Source organism: Pandoraea capi (assembly GCF_902459735.1).
In the GTDB taxonomy this organism is placed as follows: Bacteria; Pseudomonadota; Gammaproteobacteria; order Burkholderiales; family Burkholderiaceae; genus Pandoraea; species Pandoraea capi.
On record NZ_CABPRV010000013.1, the window covers coordinates 95,673 to 119,484 of the forward strand.

At 63.2% G+C, this 23,812-nt stretch carries 19 protein-coding genes; 12 read left to right on the forward strand and 7 right to left on the reverse strand.

Annotated elements, in window-relative coordinates; translation table 11 throughout:
* Positions 1–308: 308 nt before the first annotated feature.
* The gene (gene aceA, locus PCA20602_RS22385; RefSeq protein ID WP_069344947.1) at positions 309–1,631 is read left to right on the forward strand and encodes an isocitrate lyase; all 1,323 of its coding nucleotides are present in this window, start codon (positions 309–311) and stop codon (positions 1,629–1,631) included.
* 20 nt (positions 1,632–1,651) lie between these two features.
* Positions 1,652–1,777, forward strand: coding sequence for a hypothetical protein (locus PCA20602_RS26235; RefSeq protein ID WP_281354671.1), 126 nt, complete (start codon positions 1,652–1,654; stop codon positions 1,775–1,777).
* A gap of 150 nt (positions 1,778–1,927) precedes the next feature.
* Here the strand turns inward: PCA20602_RS26235 and PCA20602_RS22390 are convergent, their stop codons facing one another.
* Positions 1,928–2,872: a GlxA family transcriptional regulator gene (locus PCA20602_RS22390; protein WP_150723076.1), complete on the reverse strand. Its 945-nt coding sequence runs from the start codon at positions 2,870–2,872 to the stop codon at positions 1,928–1,930.
* A gap of 188 nt (positions 2,873–3,060) precedes the next feature.
* Between PCA20602_RS22390 and PCA20602_RS22395 the strand changes: the two genes are divergently transcribed.
* The gene (locus tag PCA20602_RS22395; RefSeq protein ID WP_150723077.1) at positions 3,061–3,921 is read left to right on the forward strand and encodes an SDR family NAD(P)-dependent oxidoreductase; all 861 of its coding nucleotides are present in this window, start codon (positions 3,061–3,063) and stop codon (positions 3,919–3,921) included.
* Positions 3,922–4,013: 92 nt separating this feature from the next.
* Here PCA20602_RS22395 and PCA20602_RS22400 read toward each other — a convergent pair whose 3' ends face one another.
* Together PCA20602_RS22400 and PCA20602_RS22405 are read right to left on the reverse strand one after the other, a co-directional pair.
* Entirely contained in the window at positions 4,014–4,451 is a 438-nt protein-coding gene (locus tag PCA20602_RS22400) for a universal stress protein (RefSeq protein WP_069344949.1), read from the reverse strand.
* Between the two features lie 206 nt (positions 4,452–4,657).
* Positions 4,658–5,608 (reverse strand): LysR family transcriptional regulator, encoded by a 951-nt coding sequence (locus PCA20602_RS22405; RefSeq protein WP_150723078.1) that lies wholly within the window; start codon positions 5,606–5,608, stop codon positions 4,658–4,660.
* 230 nt (positions 5,609–5,838) lie between these two features.
* Here PCA20602_RS22405 and aceB point away from each other — a divergent pair, with 230 nt between their 5' ends.
* The 3 genes from aceB (at position 5,839) to PCA20602_RS22420 (ending at position 10,438) form a co-directional block, all read left to right on the forward strand.
* On the forward strand, positions 5,839–7,434 hold the full coding sequence (aceB, locus tag PCA20602_RS22410; RefSeq protein ID WP_150723079.1) for a malate synthase A: 1,596 nt from the start codon (positions 5,839–5,841) through the stop codon (positions 7,432–7,434).
* 427 nt (positions 7,435–7,861) lie between these two features.
* Entirely contained in the window at positions 7,862–8,797 is a 936-nt protein-coding gene (pip, locus tag PCA20602_RS22415) for a prolyl aminopeptidase (protein WP_174981489.1), read from the forward strand.
* A gap of 99 nt (positions 8,798–8,896) precedes the next feature.
* Complete coding sequence (locus PCA20602_RS22420; protein WP_150723081.1) at positions 8,897–10,438, forward strand: hypothetical protein; 1,542 nt, start codon at positions 8,897–8,899, stop codon at positions 10,436–10,438.
* 136 nt (positions 10,439–10,574) lie between these two features.
* Here PCA20602_RS22420 and PCA20602_RS22425 read toward each other — a convergent pair whose 3' ends face one another.
* Positions 10,575–12,422 carry a DEAD/DEAH box helicase gene (locus tag PCA20602_RS22425; protein ID WP_150723082.1) on the reverse strand — a complete coding sequence of 616 codons (1,848 nt, stop codon included), beginning with the start codon at positions 12,420–12,422 and terminating at the stop codon, positions 10,575–10,577.
* Positions 12,423–12,921: 499 nt separating this feature from the next.
* On the opposite strand from PCA20602_RS22425, the gene tsaB reads away from it, so the two are divergent.
* The 4 genes from tsaB to PCA20602_RS22445 are packed head-to-tail and all read left to right on the forward strand — an operon-like array spanning position 12,922 to position 16,484.
* Complete coding sequence (gene tsaB / locus PCA20602_RS22430) at positions 12,922–13,683, forward strand: tRNA (adenosine(37)-N6)-threonylcarbamoyltransferase complex dimerization subunit type 1 TsaB (protein ID WP_150723083.1); 762 nt, start codon at positions 12,922–12,924, stop codon at positions 13,681–13,683.
* Positions 13,683–14,162: a ribosomal protein S18-alanine N-acetyltransferase gene (gene rimI, locus PCA20602_RS22435; RefSeq protein ID WP_150723084.1), complete on the forward strand. Its 480-nt coding sequence runs from the start codon at positions 13,683–13,685 to the stop codon at positions 14,160–14,162. Before tsaB ends, rimI begins: the two co-directional genes overlap by 1 nt.
* The gene (locus PCA20602_RS22440; RefSeq protein WP_150723085.1) at positions 14,149–15,216 is read left to right on the forward strand and encodes a uracil-DNA glycosylase; all 1,068 of its coding nucleotides are present in this window, start codon (positions 14,149–14,151) and stop codon (positions 15,214–15,216) included. The genes rimI and PCA20602_RS22440 overlap by 14 nt, the downstream gene beginning before the upstream one ends.
* Entirely contained in the window at positions 15,177–16,484 is a 1,308-nt protein-coding gene (locus PCA20602_RS22445) for a DUF1853 family protein (RefSeq protein ID WP_174981451.1), read from the forward strand. The genes PCA20602_RS22440 and PCA20602_RS22445 overlap by 40 nt, the downstream gene beginning before the upstream one ends.
* Before the next feature lie 155 nt (positions 16,485–16,639).
* Here PCA20602_RS22445 and thiD read toward each other — a convergent pair whose 3' ends face one another.
* Both thiD and lplT read right to left on the reverse strand, forming a co-directional pair.
* Entirely contained in the window at positions 16,640–17,491 is an 852-nt protein-coding gene (thiD, locus tag PCA20602_RS22450; RefSeq protein ID WP_150723087.1) for a bifunctional hydroxymethylpyrimidine kinase/phosphomethylpyrimidine kinase, read from the reverse strand.
* A 1-nt stretch (position 17,492) separates the two neighbouring features.
* Positions 17,493–18,785: a lysophospholipid transporter LplT gene (gene lplT / locus PCA20602_RS22455; RefSeq protein ID WP_069344958.1), complete on the reverse strand. Its 1,293-nt coding sequence runs from the start codon at positions 18,783–18,785 to the stop codon at positions 17,493–17,495.
* 337 nt (positions 18,786–19,122) lie between these two features.
* On the opposite strand from lplT, the gene alr reads away from it, so the two are divergent.
* Positions 19,123–20,193 carry an alanine racemase gene (gene alr, locus PCA20602_RS22460; protein ID WP_150723088.1) on the forward strand — a complete coding sequence of 357 codons (1,071 nt, stop codon included), beginning with the start codon at positions 19,123–19,125 and terminating at the stop codon, positions 20,191–20,193.
* A gap of 22 nt (positions 20,194–20,215) precedes the next feature.
* Positions 20,216–21,589, forward strand: a complete 1,374-nt coding sequence (gene radA / locus PCA20602_RS22465) for a DNA repair protein RadA (RefSeq protein WP_150723089.1) — start codon at positions 20,216–20,218, stop codon at positions 21,587–21,589.
* A gap of 156 nt (positions 21,590–21,745) precedes the next feature.
* Here radA and PCA20602_RS22470 read toward each other — a convergent pair whose 3' ends face one another.
* Positions 21,746–23,683 carry an ATP-binding cassette domain-containing protein gene (locus PCA20602_RS22470; protein ID WP_150723090.1) on the reverse strand — a complete coding sequence of 646 codons (1,938 nt, stop codon included), beginning with the start codon at positions 23,681–23,683 and terminating at the stop codon, positions 21,746–21,748.
* Between the last annotated feature and the right edge of the window lie 129 nt (positions 23,684–23,812).

Genomic DNA, 23,812 nt, shown 5'->3' on the forward strand with positions numbered 1-23,812 from the left:
TTTCATGATGTGGAATGCCTTTGCGGTGCGTAAAAATTTGCGCTGCTTGGCACAACCCAGCAATTTCAGGAAGGAAAATAACGTTTCATATTGAGAAATTATTTATTCAAGTATTTGATTTATATATATAAAAAATCTTCAATGAGACGCTGATTCGTTCTGTTGCGTTGCATGAGAAATCCCTAAACTCTTATACAAGACCTGCCGATCTGGACACGCCGAAAGCGGTCAACCGCAGTCGCGGCGATCATCGGGCAGCAACGGATTACCCCCTTTATATCTGTATCGAGAAACCAGGAGAGATCATCATGACGACGCGCCAAGAGCAAGTGAAGCAACTCGAACAAGACTGGGCGACCAACCCGCGCTGGAAGGGTATCAAGCGGGGTTATTCGGCCGAAGACGTGGTGCGTCTGCGCGGCTCGATTCAGCCGGAACAAACGCTGGCGCGTCGCGGCGCCGAGCGCCTGTGGAGCATGATCAACGACGAGCCGTTCGTGAACGCCCTCGGCGCGCTCACCGGCAATCAGGCCATGCAGCAGGTGAAGGCCGGTCTCAAGGCCATCTACCTGTCGGGCTGGCAAGTTGCCGGCGACGCCAACGTTGCCGGTGAAATGTACCCGGATCAGTCGCTGTACCCGGCGAACTCGGTGCCGCAGGTCGTGCGCCGTATCAACAACACCTTCACGCGCGCCGATCAGATCCAGTGGTCGGAAGGCAAGAATCCGGGCGACGAAGGCTATATCGATTACTTCGCCCCGATCGTGGCCGACGCAGAGGCCGGTTTCGGTGGCGTGCTCAACGCCTTCGAACTGATGAAGGCGATGATCGAAGCGGGCGCCGGCGGCGTGCACTTCGAAGATCAGCTCGCTTCGGTCAAGAAGTGCGGCCACATGGGCGGCAAGGTGCTCGTGCCGACGCGCGAAGCCGTGGCAAAGCTGGTGGCGGCGCGTCTGGCTGCCGACGTGCTGGGCGTGCCGACGGTGCTCATCGCCCGTACCGATGCCGAAGCGGCCGACCTGATTACCGCCGACGTGGATCCGCTCGATCAGCCGTTCTGCACCGGCGAGCGCACGGTCGAAGGCTTCTACCGCACGCGTAACGGTCTGGATCAGGCCATTGCTCGCGGTCTTGCCTACGCACCGTACGTTGACCTGGTGTGGTGCGAAACCGGCAAGCCGGATCTCGAGTTCGCCAAGCAATTCGCGGAAGGCATCCACAAGCACTTCCCGGGCAAGATGCTTTCGTACAACTGCTCGCCGTCGTTCAACTGGAAGAAGAACCTCGACGACGCCACCATCGCCAAGTTCCAGAAGGAACTCGGTGCGATGGGCTACAAGTTCCAGTTCATCACGCTGGCCGGCTTCCACAGCCTGAACTACTCGATGTTCAACCTGGCTCACGGCTACGCCCGTCGTCAGATGAGCGCCTTCGTGGAGTTGCAGGAAGCCGAATTCGCCGCAGCCGACAAGGGCTTCACGGCAGTCAAGCACCAGCGCGAGGTGGGTACGGGCTACTTCGATGCCGTCACGCAAACGATCGAGCGTGACGCATCGACCACGGCCCTGAAGGGTTCGACGGAGGACGAACAGTTCTTCGACGAAAAGAAGGCGCAGGTCAAGGCAGCCTGACCGGGCTGAGGGAGGGTGCGATGCGCCCGCAGGACGACGATGCGCGTGGGGGCGCATGGCCGGCCGGCGGAACGTATCGTGTCGAGACGATCGCGCGTCCGGCTTATCCGGCCGGGGCAGACCTGACGGCGTTCCCGTCGCGGTGAGGGCTGCAAGCACGCCTGAACGAGAGAAGGCTCGTGAGCTTATCCGGCTCACGGGCCTTTTTTCATTGCCGCTTCAGATCGATGACTCACGTTGTCGGGCAGGCATTGCGCCCGGTAAACCGGGCCGGCCACGACCCTGTGCGTTCGGCATCACACGAGTGCCGCACTCCCGGACGTGCGTTGAATCGCTTGCGGCGACTGCCCGAACGCGCGCAAGAATGCCTGACGCATGCGTTCCCGGTCGCCGAATCCTGTCTCGCGCGCAATGATTTCGATGGGATGACGCGTGGTCTCCATCATCAGTCGCGCCGCTTCGACGCGCAGCCGCTCGACAGCCTTCGCGGGCGACTGGCCGGTCTCCTCACGAAAGACGCGACTGAACTGGCGTGGGCTCAGTCGAGCCACGTCAGCCAGCGTCTCGACCGACAGCGGGGCGCTTAGATTCTCCCTGGCGTACGTGAGCGCCATCTGCACCCGGTCGGACTTGGCGTCGAGTTCGAGCAACGCCGAGAACTGCGACTGCCCGCCGCCGCGGCGCTGGTACACGACCAGCTTGCGGGCAATCTGTCGCGTCGTCTCCAACCCGAGATCCTTCTCCGCGATGGCCAATGCAAGGTCGATGCCCGCCGTCATGCCGGCAGACGTCCATAGCTGTCCATCCACCACGAAGATGCGATCTTCGTCGAGCAGAACGTCGGGGTAAAGCTGACGGAATTCCTGCGCGTGAAACCAGTGCGTGGTCGCGCGTTTCCCGTCGAGCAACCCGGCAGCCGCCAGCACGAAAGACCCCGTGCAGATGGAGGCGATGCGCCGGCTTTCGTTCGGCGCGTTGCGCAGATAAGCGAGCAGGCCGGGCGACGGCAGTTGGCCGTCGTTGCCGCCGGCGACGATCAGGGTGTCGTAAGTCGAGTCCCGGAGCCGGTCGGTGTTGACGGAGAAGCTCTGCGAGGTCATCACGGGGCCGCCGTCCTCGGACACCAGCCGGAACTGATAGATGCGCTCGCCTCGCAAGACGTTGGCGTACTCGAAGACGCTCGCCACGGAGAGACTCATCGCCTGGAATCCGGGGTAGACGACGAGGCCGACGGTATGCATGATCGTTGCTCCAGAGAATGTCCTGATTTTTGGAATATACAGGATTCAAGACGTATCAATGGATTTTCAGGTCATTTTAATTGACCTAAATCATTGCATCTACGTCATTGAGGATGTTTTGCATCGGTACCAGAATGACTGTCATCCCGGCAGCCCGCCGGAGCCATTTTCCGAACGAGAAACGAATCATGACGACGACTGAACAATCCCCGAATCCAGTTTCCACCGCATCGTCGGTGCCGACCACGAAGGGCACGGCGCTGATCACGGGCGCCTCCGCAGGGATCGGTGCGGTATACGCCGACCGTCTGGCGCGACGCGGCTACGACCTGATTCTCGTCGCCCGCAACGCCGCACGTCTGACGGCACTCGCCGAGCGGCTGATCGCGGCAACCGGGCGCTCGGTGAAGACGCTTGCCATCGACCTCAACGACAAAGCCGAACTCGCGACCCTCGAAAACGTGCTGCGCGACGACGCGAGCATCACGCTCCTCGTGAACAATGCCGGCGTGGGATCGGTGGCGTCGGTGCTCGATAGCGACGTCGACGAGATGAGCGCGATGATCGACCTCAACATCACGGCACTCACGCGTCTGACCTACGCCGTCGCACCCGTCTTTGCCGCGAAAGGCGCCGGCACGATCGTCAACATCGCGTCCGTCGTCGGCATCGCGGTCGAGGCACTCAATGGTGTCTACAGTGCATCGAAGTCCTACGTGCTGAGTTTCGGTCATGCCCTCCAGCGCGATCTCGCGAACAAGGGGGTACGCATTCAGACCGTGCTGCCGGCGGCGACGGCGACCGAGTTCTGGGATGTCGCGGGATACGCGAAGCAAAAGGAAGCGGCGAGCACGATGAGCGCCGAGGATCTGGTCGATGCGGCGCTGGTGGGGTTGGATCAGGGAGAAACGGTCACGATCCCGACGTTGCAGGACGGCGACGATTGGGCGCGATGGGAAGCCGACCGGCGCTTGCTCGCGCCCAAGTTTTCGAACGCGAAGCCGGCCCCGCGCTACCGTCTCGACAATGTGGCATCGAAATCGGTCTGACGGTCCGCAAGTCGGGCAAACAGAAGCAGGACGCCACCCGCGCTCACGCGGGTGGCCTGATGGCCCTGATACGTACGGTGCTCAGTGCCGGATCAACGGTAGACGAGTACCGGGATCTTGGAGTGCACGAGCACGCGTTGCGTCTCGCTGCCGAGCAGCAGGCTCGTGAGACCGCGCCGACCATGCGATGCCATCAGAATGACGTCGCAACCGTGACGTTCCGCGGCGTCGATGATGCCCAGATAGGGCGCTGGAAACGTGGAACTGTCGCGCTCGAACGGCACGCCTGCGGCGGCCGCCGCTTGCGCCAGACCGTCGAGATGCGCGCACGCTTCTTCGGCGATCCTTTCACTGAACGTTGCCGGGGCTTCGAGCACGTATTCGCTGAAGGGAGAGTAGGGATACTCGGCGAGACAACAATAGCCGGTGACTTTGGCGTTGAGGGCTCGTGCCAGTTCGAGCCCGCCGGTGACGGCTTTTTCGGATAGCTCCGAGCCGTCGGTAGGAATGAGGATATGGGTAAATAACATATGGCCTCCTGCGCATCGTCAGCGGAACCTTCGATTCGATTCTATGGCTTTGGCGCGTTGCAGCAACGGGGGCAAACCCGGTGGTCATGCATGATGTCGATAATTGAGACGCTTATTACGTAGTAAACGTTCCGTCGCATGGTGGCGTCGGATCGACGCACGTCTCGGTACGCACCGCCCGGCACTCACCGTGCGAAGCCCCATGCTCAGCGTTGGTGCAATTCTCCTGACGCCATGCCGCCCGGCAGCGGTTCATCTTGCCAGTATGCCGAACTGCTGTAGTGATGCTTGAGATGGTCGATGAACAGACGCACGCGTAAGGGCAGGTGACGGCGTTGCGGGAACACGGCGTGAATGCCGATAGGCGGCGCGGCAAATTCATCGAGCACCGTGACGAGCCGACCGGCGCGGATATCGTCACCGACTTCCCACCACGAGCGCCAGGCGAGCCCGTAGCCCTCCAGACACCAGTCATGCAGCACGGCACCGTCGGTGCATTCCATCGTCCCGCTCACGCGGATGGTGACGACCTTGCCGTCTTGCGAGAAGGTCCAGCCGCGTTGCTGGTTGGCAGTGGCGCCGAACGCCAGGCAGTTGTGACGGGCGAGCGCCTCCAGCGATTCGGGGCGGCCGTGCCGCGCGAGATAGGCGGGCGCTGCCACGCACACGCGCCGGTTCTCGCCGAGTCGCAGCGACACGAGACTGGAATCGGCCAGTTCGCCCAACCGGATCGCGCAATCGAAGCCTTCGTTCACCAGATCCACCAGCCGGTCGGAGAGATCGAGCGTGACGGTGACGTCCGGATGCGCGCCAATGAACACCGGCAGCAGCGGGGCGACGTGCCGTCGACCGAAGCCGGCCGGCGCCGAGAGACGCAGATGTCCGCTCGCTTTCACGCCTCCCGCAGACACGGCGGCTTCGGCGTTGTGCATCTCGTTGAGAATGCGCTGGCAGTCTTCGAGAAAGGCGGAGCCCTCGAAGGTGAGCGTGACGCGTCGAGTCGTGCGCACGAGCAATTTCACGCCCAGGCGATATTCAAGCGCGTCGATACGCCGCCCGATCACGGCCGGGGCCACACCTTCGAGCGTCGCGGCGGCAGACAGACTTCCCTTGGCGGCCACGGCAACGAACGTTTCGATTTGTTTGAAGCGATCCATGGCATGGATTATGTACTAAAAAGTCATAGATAAAGTGATTTTCATGCATCTTTATGATGATTAACTTCAATAATAAAATCGACAGTCAATGCTGACGAGCCGCGTGGCTCGCGGCATTGACGGAGATGCGTGCCTTACCAGCCCAACGAGGCGGGAGGCCCCGCGCAAAGCCCCTGATGTTCCCCCTTGCGGCGCACCTCTTACATAAATCGAGCTGTTGGAGATCCCTGATGCCCCTGAGCCTGCCCCCCGGCATGCAACTGCATGTCGACGCCACCGATATCCGTCCCGAGTACGAAGCCATTCTGACGCCCGAAGCGCTGGCCTTCGTCGCCAAGCTGCATCGCGCGTTCGAATCGCAACGTCAGGCGCTGCTTGCTGCACGCGAAGCGCGTGTCGCCCGGCTCGACGCCGGTGAAGTGCCCGACTTCCTGCCCGAGACGCAGGCGATTCGCGACGGCGACTGGCGCATCGCGCCGCTGCCGGCGGCGCTGCAATGCCGTCGCGTGGAAATCACCGGTCCGGTCGAGCGCAAGATGATCATCAACGCGCTGAACTCCGGCGCTGACAGCTACATGACCGACTTCGAGGATTCGAACACCCCGAACTGGCACAACCAGCTGCAAGGTCAGATCAACGTGCGCGACGCCGTGAGCGGCACCATCAGCCTCGAACAGAATGGCAAGCGCTATGCGCTGAACGACAAGGTGGCCACGCTGATCGTGCGTCCGCGCGGCTGGCATCTGGACGAAAAGCATGTGAGCGTGGACGGTGTGCGCGTGTCGGGCAGCCTGTTCGACTTCGGTCTGCATTTCTTCCATAACGCCAGGACGTCGCTCGCGCGCGGCTTCGGTCCTTACTACTATCTGCCGAAGCTGGAGAGCCATCTCGAAGCGCGTCTGTGGAATGACGTCTTCGTGCTCGCGCAAAACGAACTGGGCGTGGCGCAGGGCACCATCAAGGCGACGGTGCTCGTCGAGACCATCCTCGCGGCGTTCGAAATGGACGAGATTCTGTACGAACTGCGCGAGCATAGCTCGGGCCTGAACGCCGGTCGTTGGGACTACATTTTCTCGTGCATCAAGAAGTTCAAGGTCGACGCCGATTTCTGTCTGGCCGATCGCAGCCGCATCAACATGACGGTGCCGTTCATGCGTGCTTATGCGTTGCTGTTGCTCAAGACGTGCCATCGCCGCAATGCACCGGCCATCGGCGGCATGAGTGCGCTGATTCCGATCAAGGGCGATCCGGAGGCGAACGAAAAGGCGATGGCGGGCATCCGTAGCGACAAGGCGCGCGATGCGACGGACGGTTACGACGGTGGCTGGGTCGCGCACCCGGGACTCGTGCCGGTCGCCATGGAAGAGTTCGTGAAGGTGCTGGGCGAGCGCCCGAACCAGATCGACAAGCAGCGCGACGACGTGAGCGTCAAGGGCCGCGATCTGCTGGAGTTCAAGCCCGAAGCGCCGATCACCGAAGCGGGGCTGCGTAACAACATCAACGTCGGCATCCATTATCTGGGCGCTTGGCTTGCCGGCAACGGTTGCGTGCCCATCCACAACCTGATGGAAGACGCGGCCACCGCCGAGATCTCGCGCTCGCAAGTGTGGCAATGGATTCGCTCGCCCAAGGGCAAGCTCGAAGATGGTCGCAAGGTCACTGCCGAACTGGTGCGCGACCTGATTGCGCAGGAACTCGTCAACGTCAAGGAACTCGTGGGGCAGGTCGCGCCGACGTACGATCGCGCCGCCGTGATCTTCGAGCAGATGAGCACGAGCGAGGACTTCGTCGACTTCCTCACGCTGCCGCTGTACGAAGAGGTCTGATGCGTCAGACGCTGGCCCACTGACGGTATGTGAGGGCAGTTGCCGAACTCGCGCGGTATGGAACTGTATCGCGTGAAAATCGGCAGATAACGCAACACGATGGGACGATGGCGACATCGTCCCATTTTGTTTTCGCGCTGCTTTGTCTTGTTTGAGGCACCGCGCTACACTGAACTTTGCTGTATTGGTCCTCGTCCTACTCGTCCGCGCTCGCATCGTCGGCGTGCGTCGGCTGATTGTCCGTCGCGCCTGGCGTTGCGTTCCACCGAGTCACGCTTTGATCATCGTTCACGTGAGGATGCCGATGCCACCCGATATTCCCGAGGTTCCGGACACCGTTTCCAGCGCACAACCCAAGCGCGTATCGCAGCGCGCGTTGCGCGGTCCGGGCAAGGTCGTCGAGACCATTCCGACGTCGCCACGCGGTTTGTACCCGCCCATCGAACCGTTCGAAAGCGGCATGCTCGACGTCGGTAACGGGCACCAGATCTACTGGGAGCGGTGCGGTAATCCGAAAGGCAAACCTGCCGTGTTCCTGCACGGTGGCCCCGGTGGCGGATGTTCGCCGGAGCATCGCCGGTTGTTCGATCCCGCGAAATACTGCATCACGCTGTTCGACCAGCGGGGTTGCGGCCGCTCGTTGCCGCACGCGAGCCTCGACTACAACACGACCTGGGATCTGGTCGACGACATCGAAGCGCTTCGCACGAGATTCGGCTATGCACAATGGCTCGTTTTCGGCGGGTCATGGGGTAGCACGCTGGCGTTGGCGTACGCGCAGGCACACGTCGACCGGGTCAGCGAACTGGTAGTGCGAGGCATTTTCACGGTGCGACGCGAGGAGTTGCATTGGTACTACCAGAAGGGCGCGTCGTGGCTGTTCCCCGACCGTTGGGAGAAGTTTCTCGCGCCGATCCCGCTCGAAGAGCGCGGCGATCTGATGCGTGCCTATCAGAAGCGTCTCACGCATCCCGACGAGGCCCTGCGCATCGAAGCGGCACGCGCGTGGAGCATGTGGGAGGGCGGCACGATCACACTGTTGCCGGACGATCAGCTTGCCGAAGCCTTCGGTGATCCGCATTACGCGATTGCCTTCGCGCGCATCGAAAACCATTATTTCGTGCACGACGGCTTCCTCAAGCCGAACCAGTTGATCGGTGGCGCGCAGGTGCTGCGCGACGTCCCCGGCGTGATCGTGCAGGGGCGCTACGACATGGCGACGCCTGCGCGAACGGCGTGGGATCTTCACAAAGCGTGGCCCGAGGCAGATTTCTATTGGGCCCCCGATGCCGGGCACGCCTTTAGCGAACCGAGCATCCTGCACTGGCTGATCGAGGCGACGGACCGGTTCGCGGCGAGCTAGGGGTAAGGCGGACGAGGGGCGGGATCGTCGGTTTCTGCAATCGTCGGCAGGAACGGGGTGAGAGGGTGACGTGGTTATCTTCTCAGGACGACCACTGCCATGCTACCGCCCCTCGGCCCCTCGTCTATTGCGTTGCAACCTGCCGAATCGTCGGCCGTCTGCCCGACGCTTCACGACAAAAGTCACGCGTTGATCGTTGCACTGGAGGCGAAGATACGATCGCCGGATGGCGCCGGTGTTGCGGACTTCGAGGCGTTCCTGGCGGACATCGAAACCATTGACGAAGTGTCGGATGCCGGGCTGCGTTGGGCGCAGGGCCGGGATGCGCATGATCTGAGCGGGCTGCGCAAGGCGCTCGCATTCTGCCAGCTTTCGGCATACCCGGACGGGCGGCAATATCTCGTAGATCGGGCGAGTCACTATCCCATCGAAACCGGAGAGTGCAGCCTTCGGGTATTCAGGCGTCTTTCGCCGGAACTGCGGGCCGAGATGCTTTTTCAGTCCGAGGTCCCGTGGTGTCGATTCGAAGATGCGGTAAAAGTCTTCAACGATGGCCTGATTACGGTGAGAATTCCACGGACTTCGTGGTTCGTGCCCATTCTGCCAACCGGGGCGAATAACGCTGAAGGCCGTATTACGGCTGGCGAGATGTTGACGTTCCTCAGAAAACGCTTCACCTTTGGCCCGACGATCGGTGAGTCGATAGCCCTGGCGAGAACTGGCCTGACCCGGGATGCGGGGCAGGCACTCGCGGACTGGCATCTCAAAATTGCCGGAGCCTATGAAACGGCGGGGCAGCCGTCCTCCGCAGCAATGGAATATGTCTCTGCGTGTGAGGTCGCCCTGAGCGTCGATGTATTTCCCTACCTCTTGTGCGGGGTCGCCGGGGCGGTGCGCGCTTTGGAAGATTGTCGCTCGGTGGGCGTCATCTACCAACAAGGGCGTCGTCTTCTGGGGTTGCTGGACGTTCGCGGTCTTCGATTGATGTCTGCCGAGGTGGCACTGCTGGTCGCAAGCAGGCTGGACCACCTGGAGGCGTCGCCATTGAACAAGGCGCTGCGCGAGAATGCATCTCCTTGTTTCGAGCGTTTGGGGTTGCCGGTGGGTCCGGGTCTGAGCGTGGCAGTGCTGGCACCGGCGATTCGCAGTGCCATTGCGCGGCGCAGCGAGGCGTTTGTCGGTGATGCATTGCGTTTCGGGGCGTACAGGATCCGGTTTGTTGATATGGGAGATCCGCACGCAGGTATTGATTTTCGCGAGGACGCGGAGCAATCCTGGATGCTACTGGCGAGGCGTCATCCAACACCCGGGTGTGACGGAGTCTTCGATGTTGTGGCCTCGGAGACGGGGAACAGGGTGAAGGAGACTCACGTCCATCCGCAGACAAAGATGCGGGTGGTGGAGGGGGAGCTATTTCAGGGTATGTTGGTTCTCGACATGCTACAGGCTGCTGGTGGTGACGTTCCCGAATTGAATTGGCTTGAAGTTCTTGCTCAGGCTTTCCGGGAGCGCGCCGGGCCTGCCTCGCAATCTCCCGCAGCCGTGTCGCCACCTGTCATGCTGGACGAGCGTCTTGACGTTGATGTATTGAGCGACGCTACGCAGTCCACCTTGGGATTGCGTCGACGCCACGTGCGCTGATTCGGCGGTGCGTCGAGTTGACGTCAATCGCCCGCACAAACGAAAACCCCGGCATCGACGACGTGCGTCGATGCCGGGGTTTTGTGTCGATCCATGCGAAACCGGTTCTCACCGGTCTCACCGACAAAAGCGTTGCTTAGTCGCCGCGACGCTTGTTGAAGCCACCGCCGTTGCCACGATTGCCATAGCCGCGATCCTGACGTTGGCCGTCGAAGCTGCGGTTGCCGCGGTCTTGACGATAGCCGCCGCCTTCGAACGAGCGGGTGCCACGGTCCTGACGGCTGTCGTCGAACGGGCGCGGCGAACGACGCTCGAAGCGGTCCGTGGACGCGCCGTTCGAGAAGCCATTACCGCCACCGTTACCACCATTGCCGCTGCCAGCCTGCTGGTAGCCGCCCTGATAGCCGCTGCTTTCGCGACGCTCGAACGGTGCACCGGCCGGCTTGTTGCCGCCGAAGCGCTGGCCGCCCTGATAGCCGCCGCTGCCGCCGTTACCACCGCCGTAACCGCTGTTGCCACCGCTGCTGCCGTGACGCGGGCCGCTGTTGCTCCAACGGCCGCCACCGTTACCCTGACCATGACGCGGACCGCCACGGCCCGGACCCGGGCGCTTGCCGCCGGCGCCAGCCTTCGGCGGCGAGCGGCGCGGCTCGAAGCCGGCCACGATGTTCACCGGCAGCGGTTGACGCGTGTAACGTTCGATACGGCGCACAGCACCGATTTCGGCGTGAGCGGCAAGGCTCACGGCCACGCCACGACGACCGGCACGGCCCGTACGGCCGATACGGTGGACGTAGTCTTCCGCGAACTTCGGCAGGTCGTAGTTGAACACGTGCGTGATGCCCGGCACGTCGATGCCGCGTGCGGCGACGTCGGTGGCCACCAGCACGCGCACACGACGCTCGCGCAGTGCGCGCAGCGTGCGGTTACGCACGCCTTGCGGCATGTCGCCATGCAGTGCAGCGCTGTCGAAACCGGCTTGTTCGAGTTGATCGGCCAGCAGGTCGGCGTCGCGCTTGGTCGACGTGAACACGATGGCCTGGTCGAGCGAATCGTTACCGAGCAGGTGCGTGAGCAGGCGATCCTTGTGGGCGCGATCGTCCACATAGTGCAGCGTTTGCTCGATGTTCGCGTTGGTGCGTTGCTCGCTGCCACGCGTGATCTCGATCGTTTCCGGATCGCGCAGCAGACGGCGGGTGATTTCACCCATGCGGCCGTCGATGGTGGCCGAGAACAGCAGCGTCTGGCGCGTTTCCGGCGTGGCGTCGACGATAGCCTGAATGTCATCGATGAAGCCCATGTCGAGCATGCGGTCGGCTTCGTCGAGCACGAGCATCATCAGTTGCGACAGATCGATCTTGCCGCTGGAGATGTGATCGAGCAGACGGCCCGGCGTCGCCACGATGATCTCGGGCTGCTTGGCCAGCATTTCGAGCTGACGCGGGTAGGGCATGCCGCCCAGAATGCTGACCGTGCGCAGACGGCGCAGTTGCTTGCCGTACGTATCGGCAGCGGTCGAGACCTGTTGAGCGAGTTCACGCGTGGGCGTGAGCACGAGCAACAGCGGCTGAGCGGCAACGCGACGCACGCGCTGGCCCTTGCGGGGCTTCTCACCGGGGGCAGCCGGCTGGTTGCGCGGATGCGCGGCCGGGGCGCGGTTGTTCAGCTCGCCGGCCGCTTGCATTTCGGCGAAGCGGTGAATGGCCGGCAGCATGAAGGCGGCCGTCTTGCCCGAACCCGTCGGGCTCGATACCAGCAGATCGCGGCCCGCCAGCGCAGCAGGAATGGCGCGCTGTTGCACGGGCGTCGGGTGGGTGTAACCGGCGGTGGTCAGTGCCGAGAGAATGGCTTCGTTCAGGCCGAGTTCGGCGAACGTGGGCTTGCCGTCGTCGTCGCTGGCGACCTCAATGGCAGGCTTTTCGTTTTCTTCGGACGACGGGAAATACGTCTGCGCGATGGCAGACAGCTTGGAATGCTGTTCCATGAATCCTCTTGCGGATTGTAAGGTTATGTCGGGGCGTTGGCGCCAATCGGCAAACCCAATTCGTCGCAAGCAGGAAGCAAATCGCGGATGGGGCAGAAAGCGGATCGAAATCCGTATCGTAAGCCAAGGGACGGTGGCGGGTCGTTCTTAAGAACGCCAGTACCGGCAAGAACTACAGCGGCTTATCACAGGATTGGGGCAAAACGCAGTTATCGTCGCCAGGCGGGGAATCACATAAGGCCCTGCGAGGCGAAGCGCGCATTATATACCTGTTTTAAAAATAATGCACGTTCGGATTTGCACGGAGTGGTGGGGCCCCCGCGGCGGGGGGGGCTCCGGCGCCTCCGATCCGTCGCCAGTCCGAATGCCAACCGGCCCTCAACCGTCAACCGCTGCCTGGACCGATTCGCTCGCCATGCCGGACGCTTAGAGCCGGAGATGTCGAGGATCGGCGCGATCTCGCTAGATTGCGCGGCGTGCGCCCGATTACAATAGCGCCATGTCTTCGATTACGCTTCTCGCCCTCGATACCTCGACCGAGTTCTGTTCGGTCGCCGTGTATCGTCACGATGCCGCGACTGGCGCACCGGCCCTCGTGGTCGAGCGCCATCTCGATACCGGCCCCGTCTCCAGTACCCACATTCTTCCCGCTGCCCGCGACGTGCTGCGCGAAGCCGGCGTGATGCTGGCCGAGTGCGATGCCATTGCCTTCGGCGCGGGCCCCGGTTCGTTCACCGGATTACGTACGGCCTGTGGCGTCGCGCAGGGATTGGCCTTCGGCGCCGGATTGCCGGTGGTGCCTGTCGGTACGTTGCTCGCCTGTGCGGAAACTGCGCGCGCCATGCGCGTGGGTACGCAGCGGGTGCTCGTGGCGCTCGACGCACGAATGAACGAGGCCTATTGGTCTGATTACGTATGGGACGACGCGTCCGGCGACTGGCGCGAAATGCAGGCGCCGTCGCTCGATGCGGCCGAGCAAGTCCGCGCGCCGGACACCGATTTCGTCGTCGCGGGTAATGCCGTGACGGCGTTCGGCGAGCGTCTGCAAGCCAGCGTTCAGGCGCAGGCCGTGCTCGCCGACGCCATGCCGCGTGCCCGTTACGTCGCCGAACTGGCGGCGCGGGCGTTCGCGCGTGGAGAGGCGATTCCCGCCGATCAGGCGATGCCCGTCTACATCCGCAACAAGGTGGCGCAGACGACTGCCGAGCGTGAAGCGATCAAGCAGGCGGCAAGTCAGGTCGACAGCAAGGGGGCCACCTGATGCGTCAGGCCGGGCCCAACCATTATTCGCCGATGACGCTGGCCGATCTCGACGAGGTCATTGCGATTGAAGTGCGCGCTTATCCGTTTCCGTGGACGCGTCAGAACTTCGCGGATTCGCTCGAAGCCGGGCACCGCGGCGTGTGTCTGCGAGCGGTGGACGGCACGCTGCTGGGTTACTTCCTGCTGATGCCGGTCGTCGACGAATCGCATTTGCTCAATGTGTGCGTGACGCCCGAGATGCAGGGTAACGGCCTGGGCGTGCAGTTGTTGCAAGAAGTCGTGCGGGTCTCGCGCGAGTTGGGGATGGGCGGCGTGCTGCTGGAAGTGCGTCCGTCGAACATGCGCGCCTTGCGCATTTATGAGCGTTTCGGTTTCGAGCAGATCGGCCGACGCAAGGGATATTATCCGGCGAGCGGGCGTCGTGAAGACGCTATCGTGATGCGCCTGTCGTGGGAGACCGATCGTGCCGTGGCCTAAAGCGATTCTGGAAGAGTTCGGGCTGTGGCCGGTGTGGATGTCGAACGACGCCGTGGCGAACGCAGCGGCATCCGCCGTCACTGCGGACGAAGGGGATGTCGCGACGCTTGAGGCGTCTCCCATGCAAGTCGCCGAGATTTCTCCGACAGTGGTGCCGGGCGAGGAGTCGCCCCCATGGGATATGCCGTCTGCGGTGCCGTCGGCCGGGATGGCGCGGCCCGCGACGCGCGCTCCCGCGCTCGGCGACGCCCCTGCGGCCCCCGTACGACGCGAAGTTGCGCCTGCCCCCGTCGCGCGCGAATCGAACCGCCGCGCCGCCGACATCCCGCCCGACGACGTACCGATGTGGCTCGATAGCGATGGCTTCGGTGATGGCGATGCCGCTGCCGATGCTGCGCTGTGGTCGATCGTGCGCGATGGCGCTGAAGACACGCCTTCGCGACCGAAGTTGCCGGGCGTCGAAACGCTGGATTGGGATGCGCTGACGGAGCGGGTATCGAATTGCCGCCTCTGCGGGCTGTGCGAAAAGCGTACGCAGACGGTGTTCGGCGTGGGCGATCGCGAGGCCGACTGGCTGCTCGTAGGCGAAGCGCCGGGGCAGCAGGAGGACTTGCAGGGCGAGCCGTTCGTCGGTCAGGCGGGCAAGTTGCTCGACAACATGCTGCGTGCGTCAGCGTTGCAGCGTGGCGAGAACGTCTATATCGCGAACGTGCTGAAATGCCGTCCGCCCAACAATCGTGATCCCGAGCCGGATGAGGTCGCGAGTTGCGAGCCGTATCTGAAGCGTCAGGTCGCGTTGCTCAAGCCGCGCGTGATCGTGGTGATGGGGCGCTTCGCCGCGCAGAGCATCTTGCGCACGCAGGCGAGTATCGCCAGCCTGCGTGGACGAGTCCACGAATACGAAGGGGTGCCGGTGATCGTGACGTACCATCCGGCCTATCTGTTGCGCAGTCTGCCCGACAAGGCCAAAGCCTGGACGGATTGGTGCCTGGCGCGGGCTACCTACGAGGCGGTGTGCGAAACGACTCTGGACGACAAACCTACGGCGAACTGATAGAAACGCTGCGCGAGGCGCCTGTGCGCGACCTCGCGTGGTTATTGTTGTCCGCCGATCTGCTCAGCGCCGCGCGGTTCCCGGCGGCGCTGGCGCATTTCCAGGATGCTGACGCTGCGTCGGTGCGTGCACCCGCAGATGGGGACGCGCATCACGCGGCGACTGTCGCGCAATCCGATGGGGCCGACGTGCATGCGTCTCTCGTCGACGCATCCGCGGCCTCCGCCGTCGCCGCAACCTCCGCAATCTCCAGAACTTCCGCAACCACAACGACCTCCACGACCTCGCCGTCTCGTGCCCTGCGAGACTGGTTGCTGGCTTGCGACGCTGATTCCGAACCGCTGCGCGAAATGCTCGCGCGAGGCGAAAGTCATCGCCTCGGGCGTTACGCGGAGCAATTGCTGCACTTCGCGCTCCTTCACAGTCCGGATTTCGACTTGCTGGCGGCAGGCCTGCAAGTGCGAGATGCCCGGCGCGGCAACATGACGCTGGGCGAGTGCGATTTCCTGCTCTCGCGACAGGCCGATCGCAGGTTATTGCATTGGGAACTTGCGGTGAAGTTGTACCTGTATGTGCCGCCCGAGACATCGTCGCCGCCGCTCGATGAGCGCGCTGTCCAGTTTCGTTGGCTGGGGCCGAATCTCGCCGATAGCTTTGCCGACAAGGTGGCGCGACTGCTGGGGCACCAACTGCGGTTGACCACGTTCGACGCCGTACGCAGCGCGCTGCCCGCACCCGGACCGTGGTTGCCGCAGGTGTATCTCAAGGGCTGGCTCTTTCATCCGCTGGGCCAAGACGGACGGTTGCCGCGGGTGGCGTCCGACGGGCACGGCAGGGGGTGGTGGGCGACGCTCGACGAGTGGTGGTCGCATGCGGAATCGACGCAATCGGCGCAGCAGGCGCAGCGGTGGGCGATGCTCCCGCGTGCCCGTTGGCTCGCTCCCGCGCGCGTGGAGGCATCGGCGGCGCTATCGCTGGACGCCATGCGTGCGCGGATCGAAGCGCACTGGCACGAACGTGGGGTGGCCGAGCCGTTGCTGATCGTCTCGTTGCGGAGACGGACTGAGGGCGGGAGTGAGGCGGGGGACCACCGCGATGCGTCTTCCGGCGGCACGTCCGACTGGTTCGAGCACGCGCGTGGGTTCATCGTGCCGGATTTCTGGGCGCCGCGCGCCCGTCATCGTATCGAGGAGTTGAGCGAACGAGCCGAAGCGGCTGCCCGCAAGGTCATTGCACAGTCCGCCGATGATGGCGCGCCGTCGATCTGACCTTTTCGATCTGAGTGGCGTCGAGGCTGACGGGCGTGGATGACGTCAATCGGAAGCGATGCGGGTGGCCGTCGTTCGTCGCCTGGCGTGCGATGATCGTTAAGCGATGAATTAGGCGACGACGCGGGCGACGACGGCCCGCCGATGAACGAGGCTCAGCCTTTCGGCCAGACCGCGTGGAAGTGGTGCACCGGCCCGATGCCTTTGCCGATGCTGAGGTCGTCGCTCGCTGCGAGGGCGCCGTTGAGGTAGGCCTTGGCGTCGCGCACGGTGTCCGACCAGCCGTCGCGCCGCGGACGCAGTGCCGCAAGCGCCGCTGACAGCGTGCAGCCTGTGCCGTGGGTGTTGTGGGCGGCGATGCGCGGCGCGGTGAAGCGCTCGACGCCAGCCTCGCTCACGAGCCAGTCCGGACTCAGATCGCCGGCCAGATGCCCGCCTTTGACCAGCACGTTGCGCGCGCCGAGCGCACGCAGGGCTTGCGCCTGACGCTCCATCTCGCGCTCATCCGTCGCCGCGTCCACGCCCAGCAACGCTGCCGCCTCGGGCAGGTTCGGCGTAATCAGATCGGCCAGCGGCAGGAGTTCGTCGCGCAGGGCAGCTACGGCATCCGGCTGCAACAACGCATGACCGCTCTTCGAAATCATGACGGTGTCGAGCACCACGAAACGCGGCTTGTACTGACGCAAACCGGCGGCGACCGCACGCACGACATCGGCGTTGGCCAGCATGCCAAGCTTCACGGCGTCTACATCGAGATCCTGGAAGACCGCATCCATCTGCGCCGTGACGAAGCTCGCCGGCGGCGTGTGAATGCCCGTCACCCCTTGCGTATTCTGTGCGGTGAGCGCCGTGATCACGCTGGCGCCGTAAGCGCCGAGCGCGGAAAACGTCTTGAGGTCGGCCTGAATGCCTGCGCCACCGCCGGAATCGGAGCCGGCGATGGTGAGGGCGATGGGGACGGACGACTGACGCGTCGCGTGACGCGAGGAAGGCGATTGCGAATTCATATCAATGCTTGACTTCGCCGATGAGCGCGACGGAATCGAACTCGCGCTGATTGGCCTGGTGACGCTTCATGACGAGGTACATCGTGCCCGACACGAACACACCGAACAGAACGATGACGACCCCGACCGGCACGTTGAACCAGATCAGCAGGGCGTACAGGCACAGCATGATCAGCACCGACAGATTCTCGTTGAAGTTCTGGACGGCAATCGAATGCCCGGCAGAGAGCAGCACGTGACCCCGGTGCTGGAGCAGGGCGTTCATCGGTACGACGAAGAAGCCCGCGAGTGCGCCGACGATGATGAGGAAGATGTACGAGACGATCAGATACAGCGGCACCTTCCATTCGGTGCCCCACGGCAGCAGGTCCTTCGAGAAGAACGCCATGGCCATCACGGCGATCCCCATCGCGATGCCGACCGGCAGCACGGACAGCGATCGTTTGAGCGGAATGCGCGAGGCGGCCACGATGGCGCCGATGGCCACACCCACGGCCGACACGGCTTGCAGAATCGCGCCTTCCGAGAGCGTCATGCCGAGCGCTTTTTCCGCCCAGCGCAGCACGATGAATTGCAGCGTTGCACCTGCGCCCCAGAACAGCGTGGTGACCGCAAGCGAGATCTGGCCCAACTTGTCGCGCCACAGGGTGACGAAGCAATCGGCGAAATCGGAAACGAGCTTGATCGGATTGCGCTCCTGACGCGCATAGCGTGCGCCAGTATCAGGAATACGCAGATTGAACAGGGCGGCGATGACGTAGATCCCCATGATGACGACCATCGAGGCCATCGCGGGCGAATTGATCACCTCGGGCGTGTGGTGCAGTACCCAGGCCGATATGTGCGGACTGATGAGCGCGCCGCCGAGCACGGTGCCGAGAATGATCGAACTGACGGTGAGTCCTTCGATCCACCCGTTCGCGGCGACCAGTCTCTCGGCCGGCAGGAGTTCTGTGAGAATGCCGTACTTCGCGGGTGAGTACGCGGCCGCGCCGAACCCCACAACACCATACGCAATCAGCGGGTGTGAGCCGAACAGCATCATCAGACAGCCCGCGACCTTGATCGAGTTGCTGATGAACATCACCTTGCCCTTGGGCATCGAGTCGGCGAACGCACCGACGTAGGCGGCGAGAATGACGTACGAGAGAACGAAGAAGAGTTTGAGCAGCGGCGTCATCCACTGCGGAGAATGCAGATCCTTCAGGAGGGCAATTGCAGCAATCAGCAATGCATTGTCGGCCAGCGACGAAAAAAACTGCGCGGCCATGATGGTGTAAAAGCCTTTCTTCATCGGTACTTGAGTCGATCCCGTGCGGCGTAAAACTTGCGTGTCTCGGTTGTCGGAATCCGCGGCATCCCCGAGGGATATCCATACGGGAAGAAACCGGGCTTAAACACAGGGGTATCTGCGCTGATCAAGCGTGCAAATGACGTCAATGGACCGTATATTCGGCCTTGAAGCCCCCGTGTCGGGCGCCCGGTCGCCCTCGGTCTGAGACCGATATTGTTATCGGGATAAAGATTTCGGCAAAACAAGTTGTGCGCACGGCTTTATAACACGAAAATATGCCGATGCGTTATGCCGCCGGCCTGTGCCGGCGAGCTTCTCCTGAGATTCGATCCTCGCCATGCCCCGTCCAATCAAAGTTTCGATTCATACCGCAGCACTTGCCCACAATCTCGATGTCGCCCGCCGTCACGCGCCCAACGCCAAGGTATGGGCCGTCGTGAAGGCCAACGCCTACGGGCACGGCATCGAAAACGCTTATCCCGGATTGCGCGACGCCGACGGTTTCGGCCTGCTCGACCTCGACGAGGCCGTGCGTTTGCGCGAACTCGGGTGGGCCGGCCCCATCCTGCTGCTCGAAGGTTTCTTCAAGCCGGAAGACCTGGCCGTCATCGATAAATACGGTTTGACGACGACCGTGCATAGCGACGAGCAACTGCGCATGCTCGAAACCACGCGGCTGAGCAAGCCGCTCAACATCCAGCTCAAGATGAACTCCGGCATGAACCGTCTCGGTTTCGCGCCCGAGCGTTTTCGCGCTGCGTGGGAACGTGCCCGCGCGATTGCCGGCGTCAGCCAGATCGTACTGATGACGCACTTTTCGGACGCAGATGGCGATCGCGGCATTGCCTATCAGATGGAGACATTCGAGCGCGGCGCGTGCGACGTGCCCGGCGAGCGCAGCCTCTCCAACTCCGCCGCGACGTTGTTCCATCCGAGTGCGCATGGTGCGTGGGTGCGTCCCGGCATCATGCTGTACGGTTCGTCGCCGAAGGGGCTCGAAGTGACGGCGGCGCAGCTCGATCTGCAACCCACGATGACACTCGAAGCCGAATTGATCGGCATTCAGGACGTCCCGGCCGGTGGCACGGTGGGGTACGGCAGCGTGTTCAAGACAGACGCGCCGATGCGTGTGGGCACCGTGGCGTGCGGCTATGCCGACGGCTATCCGCGTGTGGCGCCGACCGGCACGCCGATTCTGGTCGACGGAGTGCGCACGCGCACGATCGGCCGCGTGTCGATGGATATGCTGTCCGTCGATCTGACGCCGGTGCCGCAGGCGCGTGTGGGTACGCCGGTCACGTTGTGGGGACGCGGTCTTTGCATCGACGAGGTGGCGGCTTCGGCCGGCACGCTCGGCTACGAATTGATGTGTGCGGTGGCGCGTCGCGTGCCGCTTCACGCTTTCTAAGCGTCACCACAGGAATTGCTGCATGGCTAAAGCCAAGACCGTCTACATCTGTACCGAATGCGGTGGTCAAACCCCCAAGTGGGCGGGGCAATGCCCCAACTGCAACGGCTGGAACACGCTCGTCGAATCGGTGGCGGAAGCGTCCACCGGGCATCGTTATCAGTCGCTCGCCAAGAGCACGCCGGTGCGCAAGCTGGCGGAAATCGAAGCCTCTGACGTTCCGCGCTTTTCCAGCGGTGTGAGTGAATTCGACCGCGTGCTGGGCGGCGGTCTGGTGGCGGGCGGTGTCGTGCTGATCGGGGGGGACCCCGGGATCGGCAAGTCGACGTTGCTGCTGCAATCGCTCGCGCATCTCGCGCGTGAACGACGTGCGTTGTACGTGAGCGGCGAAGAGTCGGGGGCGCAGATTGCGCTGCGAGCGCAGCGCCTCGGCCTCGGTGCCGCAGGTGAGGGCGGGGGTGAGCTGGATCTGCTGGCGGAAATCCAGCTGGAGAAGATTCTCGGCGCGATCGAATCCGAGAAGCCCGACGTGGTCGTCATCGACTCGATTCAGACGATCTACTCGGAAGCACTGACATCCGCCCCCGGATCGGTAGCGCAGGTTCGCGAGTGCGCGGCGCAACTGACCCGCACGGCCAAGCAGATCGGCGTGACGGTCATCATGGTCGGTCACGTGACGAAAGAAGGTAGCCTCGCCGGGCCTCGCGTGCTGGAACACATTGTCGATACGGTGCTGTATTTCGAAGGGGATACGCATTCGTCGTACCGTCTGGTCCGGGCGTTCAAGAACCGCTTCGGTGCGGTGAACGAGCTGGGGGTGTTCGCGATGACGGAGAAGGGGCTGCGCGGCGTGGCCAATCCGTCGGCGCTGTTCCTCTCGCAGCATGAGCAGAGCGTGCCCGGGTCGTGTGTGCTCGTGACGCAGGAGGGGACGCGCCCGCTGCTCGTCGAAGTGCAGGCGTTGGTCGATACGGCGCAGGTGCCGAATCCGCGGCGTCTCGCCGTCGGGCTGGAACAGAACCGACTGGCGATGTTGCTGGCGGTGATGCATCGGCACGCGGGCATTGCGTGCTTCGATCAGGACGTGTTTCTGAACGCCGTCGGTGGCGTGAAGATCACGGAGCCGGCGGCGGACCTGGCCGTGTTGCTTGCGATTCACTCGTCGCTGCGTAACAAGCCGCTGCCGCGTGGCATCGTCGCGTTCGGCGAAGTTGGCCTCGCCGGGGAGATCCGGCCGAGCCCGCGCGGCCAGGATCGTCTCAAGGAAGCCGCCAAGCTTGGCTTTTCGATTGCGATCATTCCGAAAGCGAATGCGCCGAAACAACCGATCGATGGGCTGGAAGTGCACGCCGTCGACCGTCTGGAACAGGCGATATCAGTCGTGGCCGGTTTGTGATGCCACAGACATGAACGAAAAAGCCGCTTCGATGCGAAATCGAAGCGGCTTTTTTTACACCGGGATTGATGCGGCGGCGTCGGGGGGGCAGGGAATTTCCGACATCGGACGTATCTGTCCGTGCTCCCGTGCTCCCGTGCTGTCTGGGTGATCTCGTCAGACGATCTGCTCGATGGCTTCTTGCGCTTCGAGCCACTCGGCTTCCACATCCGCGAGCTTGGCCGTGACCTCGGCTTGCTGTTTGAGGCTGTCGGTCAGAAGCGTCTTCTTCTCCGCCTCATACGTGCCGCTGTCGGCGAGAATCGCGTCCAGCTTCGCTTTCTCATCCGAGAGCTTGCTCATCGTCTGCTCCAGCTTCTCGATCTTGCGCTGCAACGGCTTGCGTAACTGGGACAGACGCTGACGCTCCTGTGCCTCCGCGCGTTTCTGATCTTTGCGATTGACGCCGTCGTCACCCGCGTTATCGCTGCCACCGCTGCTGGCTTCCCGCGCTGCCGCGCGTTGATCTGCTGCGTGTTGCAGCAGCCAGTCGCGATAGTCGTCGAGATCGCCATCGAACGCTTTCACTTCGCCGCCCGCGACCAGCAGGAACTGATCGGTCGTGGCACGCAACAGGTGCCGATCGTGTGAGACGAGAATCAACGTGCCGTCGAACTGGGCGAGGGCCATCGTCAGTGCATGACGCGTTTCGAGGTCCAGATGGTTGGTCGGTTCGTCGAGCAGAAGCAGATTCGGCTTTTGCCAGATGATCAGCGCCAATGCGAGGCGTGCCTTTTCGCCGCCGGAAAACGGGGCAATCGATGCCGTCGCCATGTCGCCCCGGAAGTTGAAGCCACCGAGGAAGTCGCGCAACTCCTGCTCACGCGTGTCTGGCGCGAGACGCTGCAAGTGCTGCAACGGCGAATCGTCATGACGCAGCGTCTCGACCTGATGCTGCGCGAAGTAGCCGATCTGAAGGCCCTTGCCGGTCTTGACCGTACCGGCCAGAGGCGCAAGCGTGCCGGCCAAGGTCTTGATGAGGGTCGACTTCCCCTGACCGTTGGCGCCGAGCAGGCCAATGCGTTGCTCGTTCTGCACCGACACCGTGACGTGCGGCAGGATGATCTTGTCGCTGCCGTCGTCGAGCGCATAACCGCATCGCACGGCTTCGAGCACGAGCATGGGATTCGGGGCGCTGTCGGCCGGACGGAACTCGAACGTGAACGGCGACGCCACATGCGCGGGCGCAATGCGCTCCATCTTCTCCAGCGCCTTCATCCGGCTTTGTGCCTGTCGGGCCTTCGACGCCTTGGCCTTGAAGCGCGTGATGAACGACTCCAGATGGGCAATCGTCTTCTTCTGCTTCTCGAATGCGCTTTGTTGCAGCGTCAGTTGCTGGCCGCGCAGGATTTCGAACTGGCTGTAGTTGCCGCCGTAACGCTTGATCTGCTGGTTCTCGATGTGCAGGGTGACGTTACAGACTTCATCCAGAAATTCGCGGTCGTGGGAAATCACGATCAGCGTGCCCGGATAGCGCTTGAGCCAGTCTTCGAGCCAGACGATGGCATCGAGGTCCAGGTGGTTGGTCGGTTCGTCGAGCAGCAGCAGATCTGACGGGCACATCAGCGCTTGCGCCAGGTTCAGACGCATGCGCCAACCGCCGGAGAAGCTGGCGACAGGCAACTGGGTTTGCGCGAGCGTGAAGCCGAGGCCGAGCAGCAGGGCTTCGCCACGCGCCGGGGCGGTGTAGCCGTCGGCGTCGGCGAAGGCGGCGTGCGCTTCGGCCTGGGTGTGGCCGTCATGTGCGGCTTCGGCGGCGGCAATGGTCGCTTCGATCTCGCGCAGGCGCGTATCCCCGTCGAGGACGTAGTCGAGCGCCGTGCGTTCGACCGCGGGCGTTTCCTGCATCACATGCGCGACGCGCCAGCCGCTGGGGACGAAAACGTCGCCGCCATCAGCGTGCAGTTGTCCGCGCAGCAGGGCGAACAACGTGGATTTGCCCGCGCCGTTGGCGCCAACGAGGCCGACGCGCTCGCCCGGGTTGAGCGTCACGGAGGTGTCCTCGAAGAGCGGCTTCGTGCCGCGCGCGAGGCTGAGGTGTTCGAATCGGATCACAGCGGGAACGGCAGCGCGGGCGAGCACGAGAGTGCCGGCGGGCCGCCGTGTTGAGCGGAAAAACGCGTATTTTACCGACTGTGGGCGAATTGTCTGCGGAAATCGTCGAGTGGCATCGCGGCGTGTGCC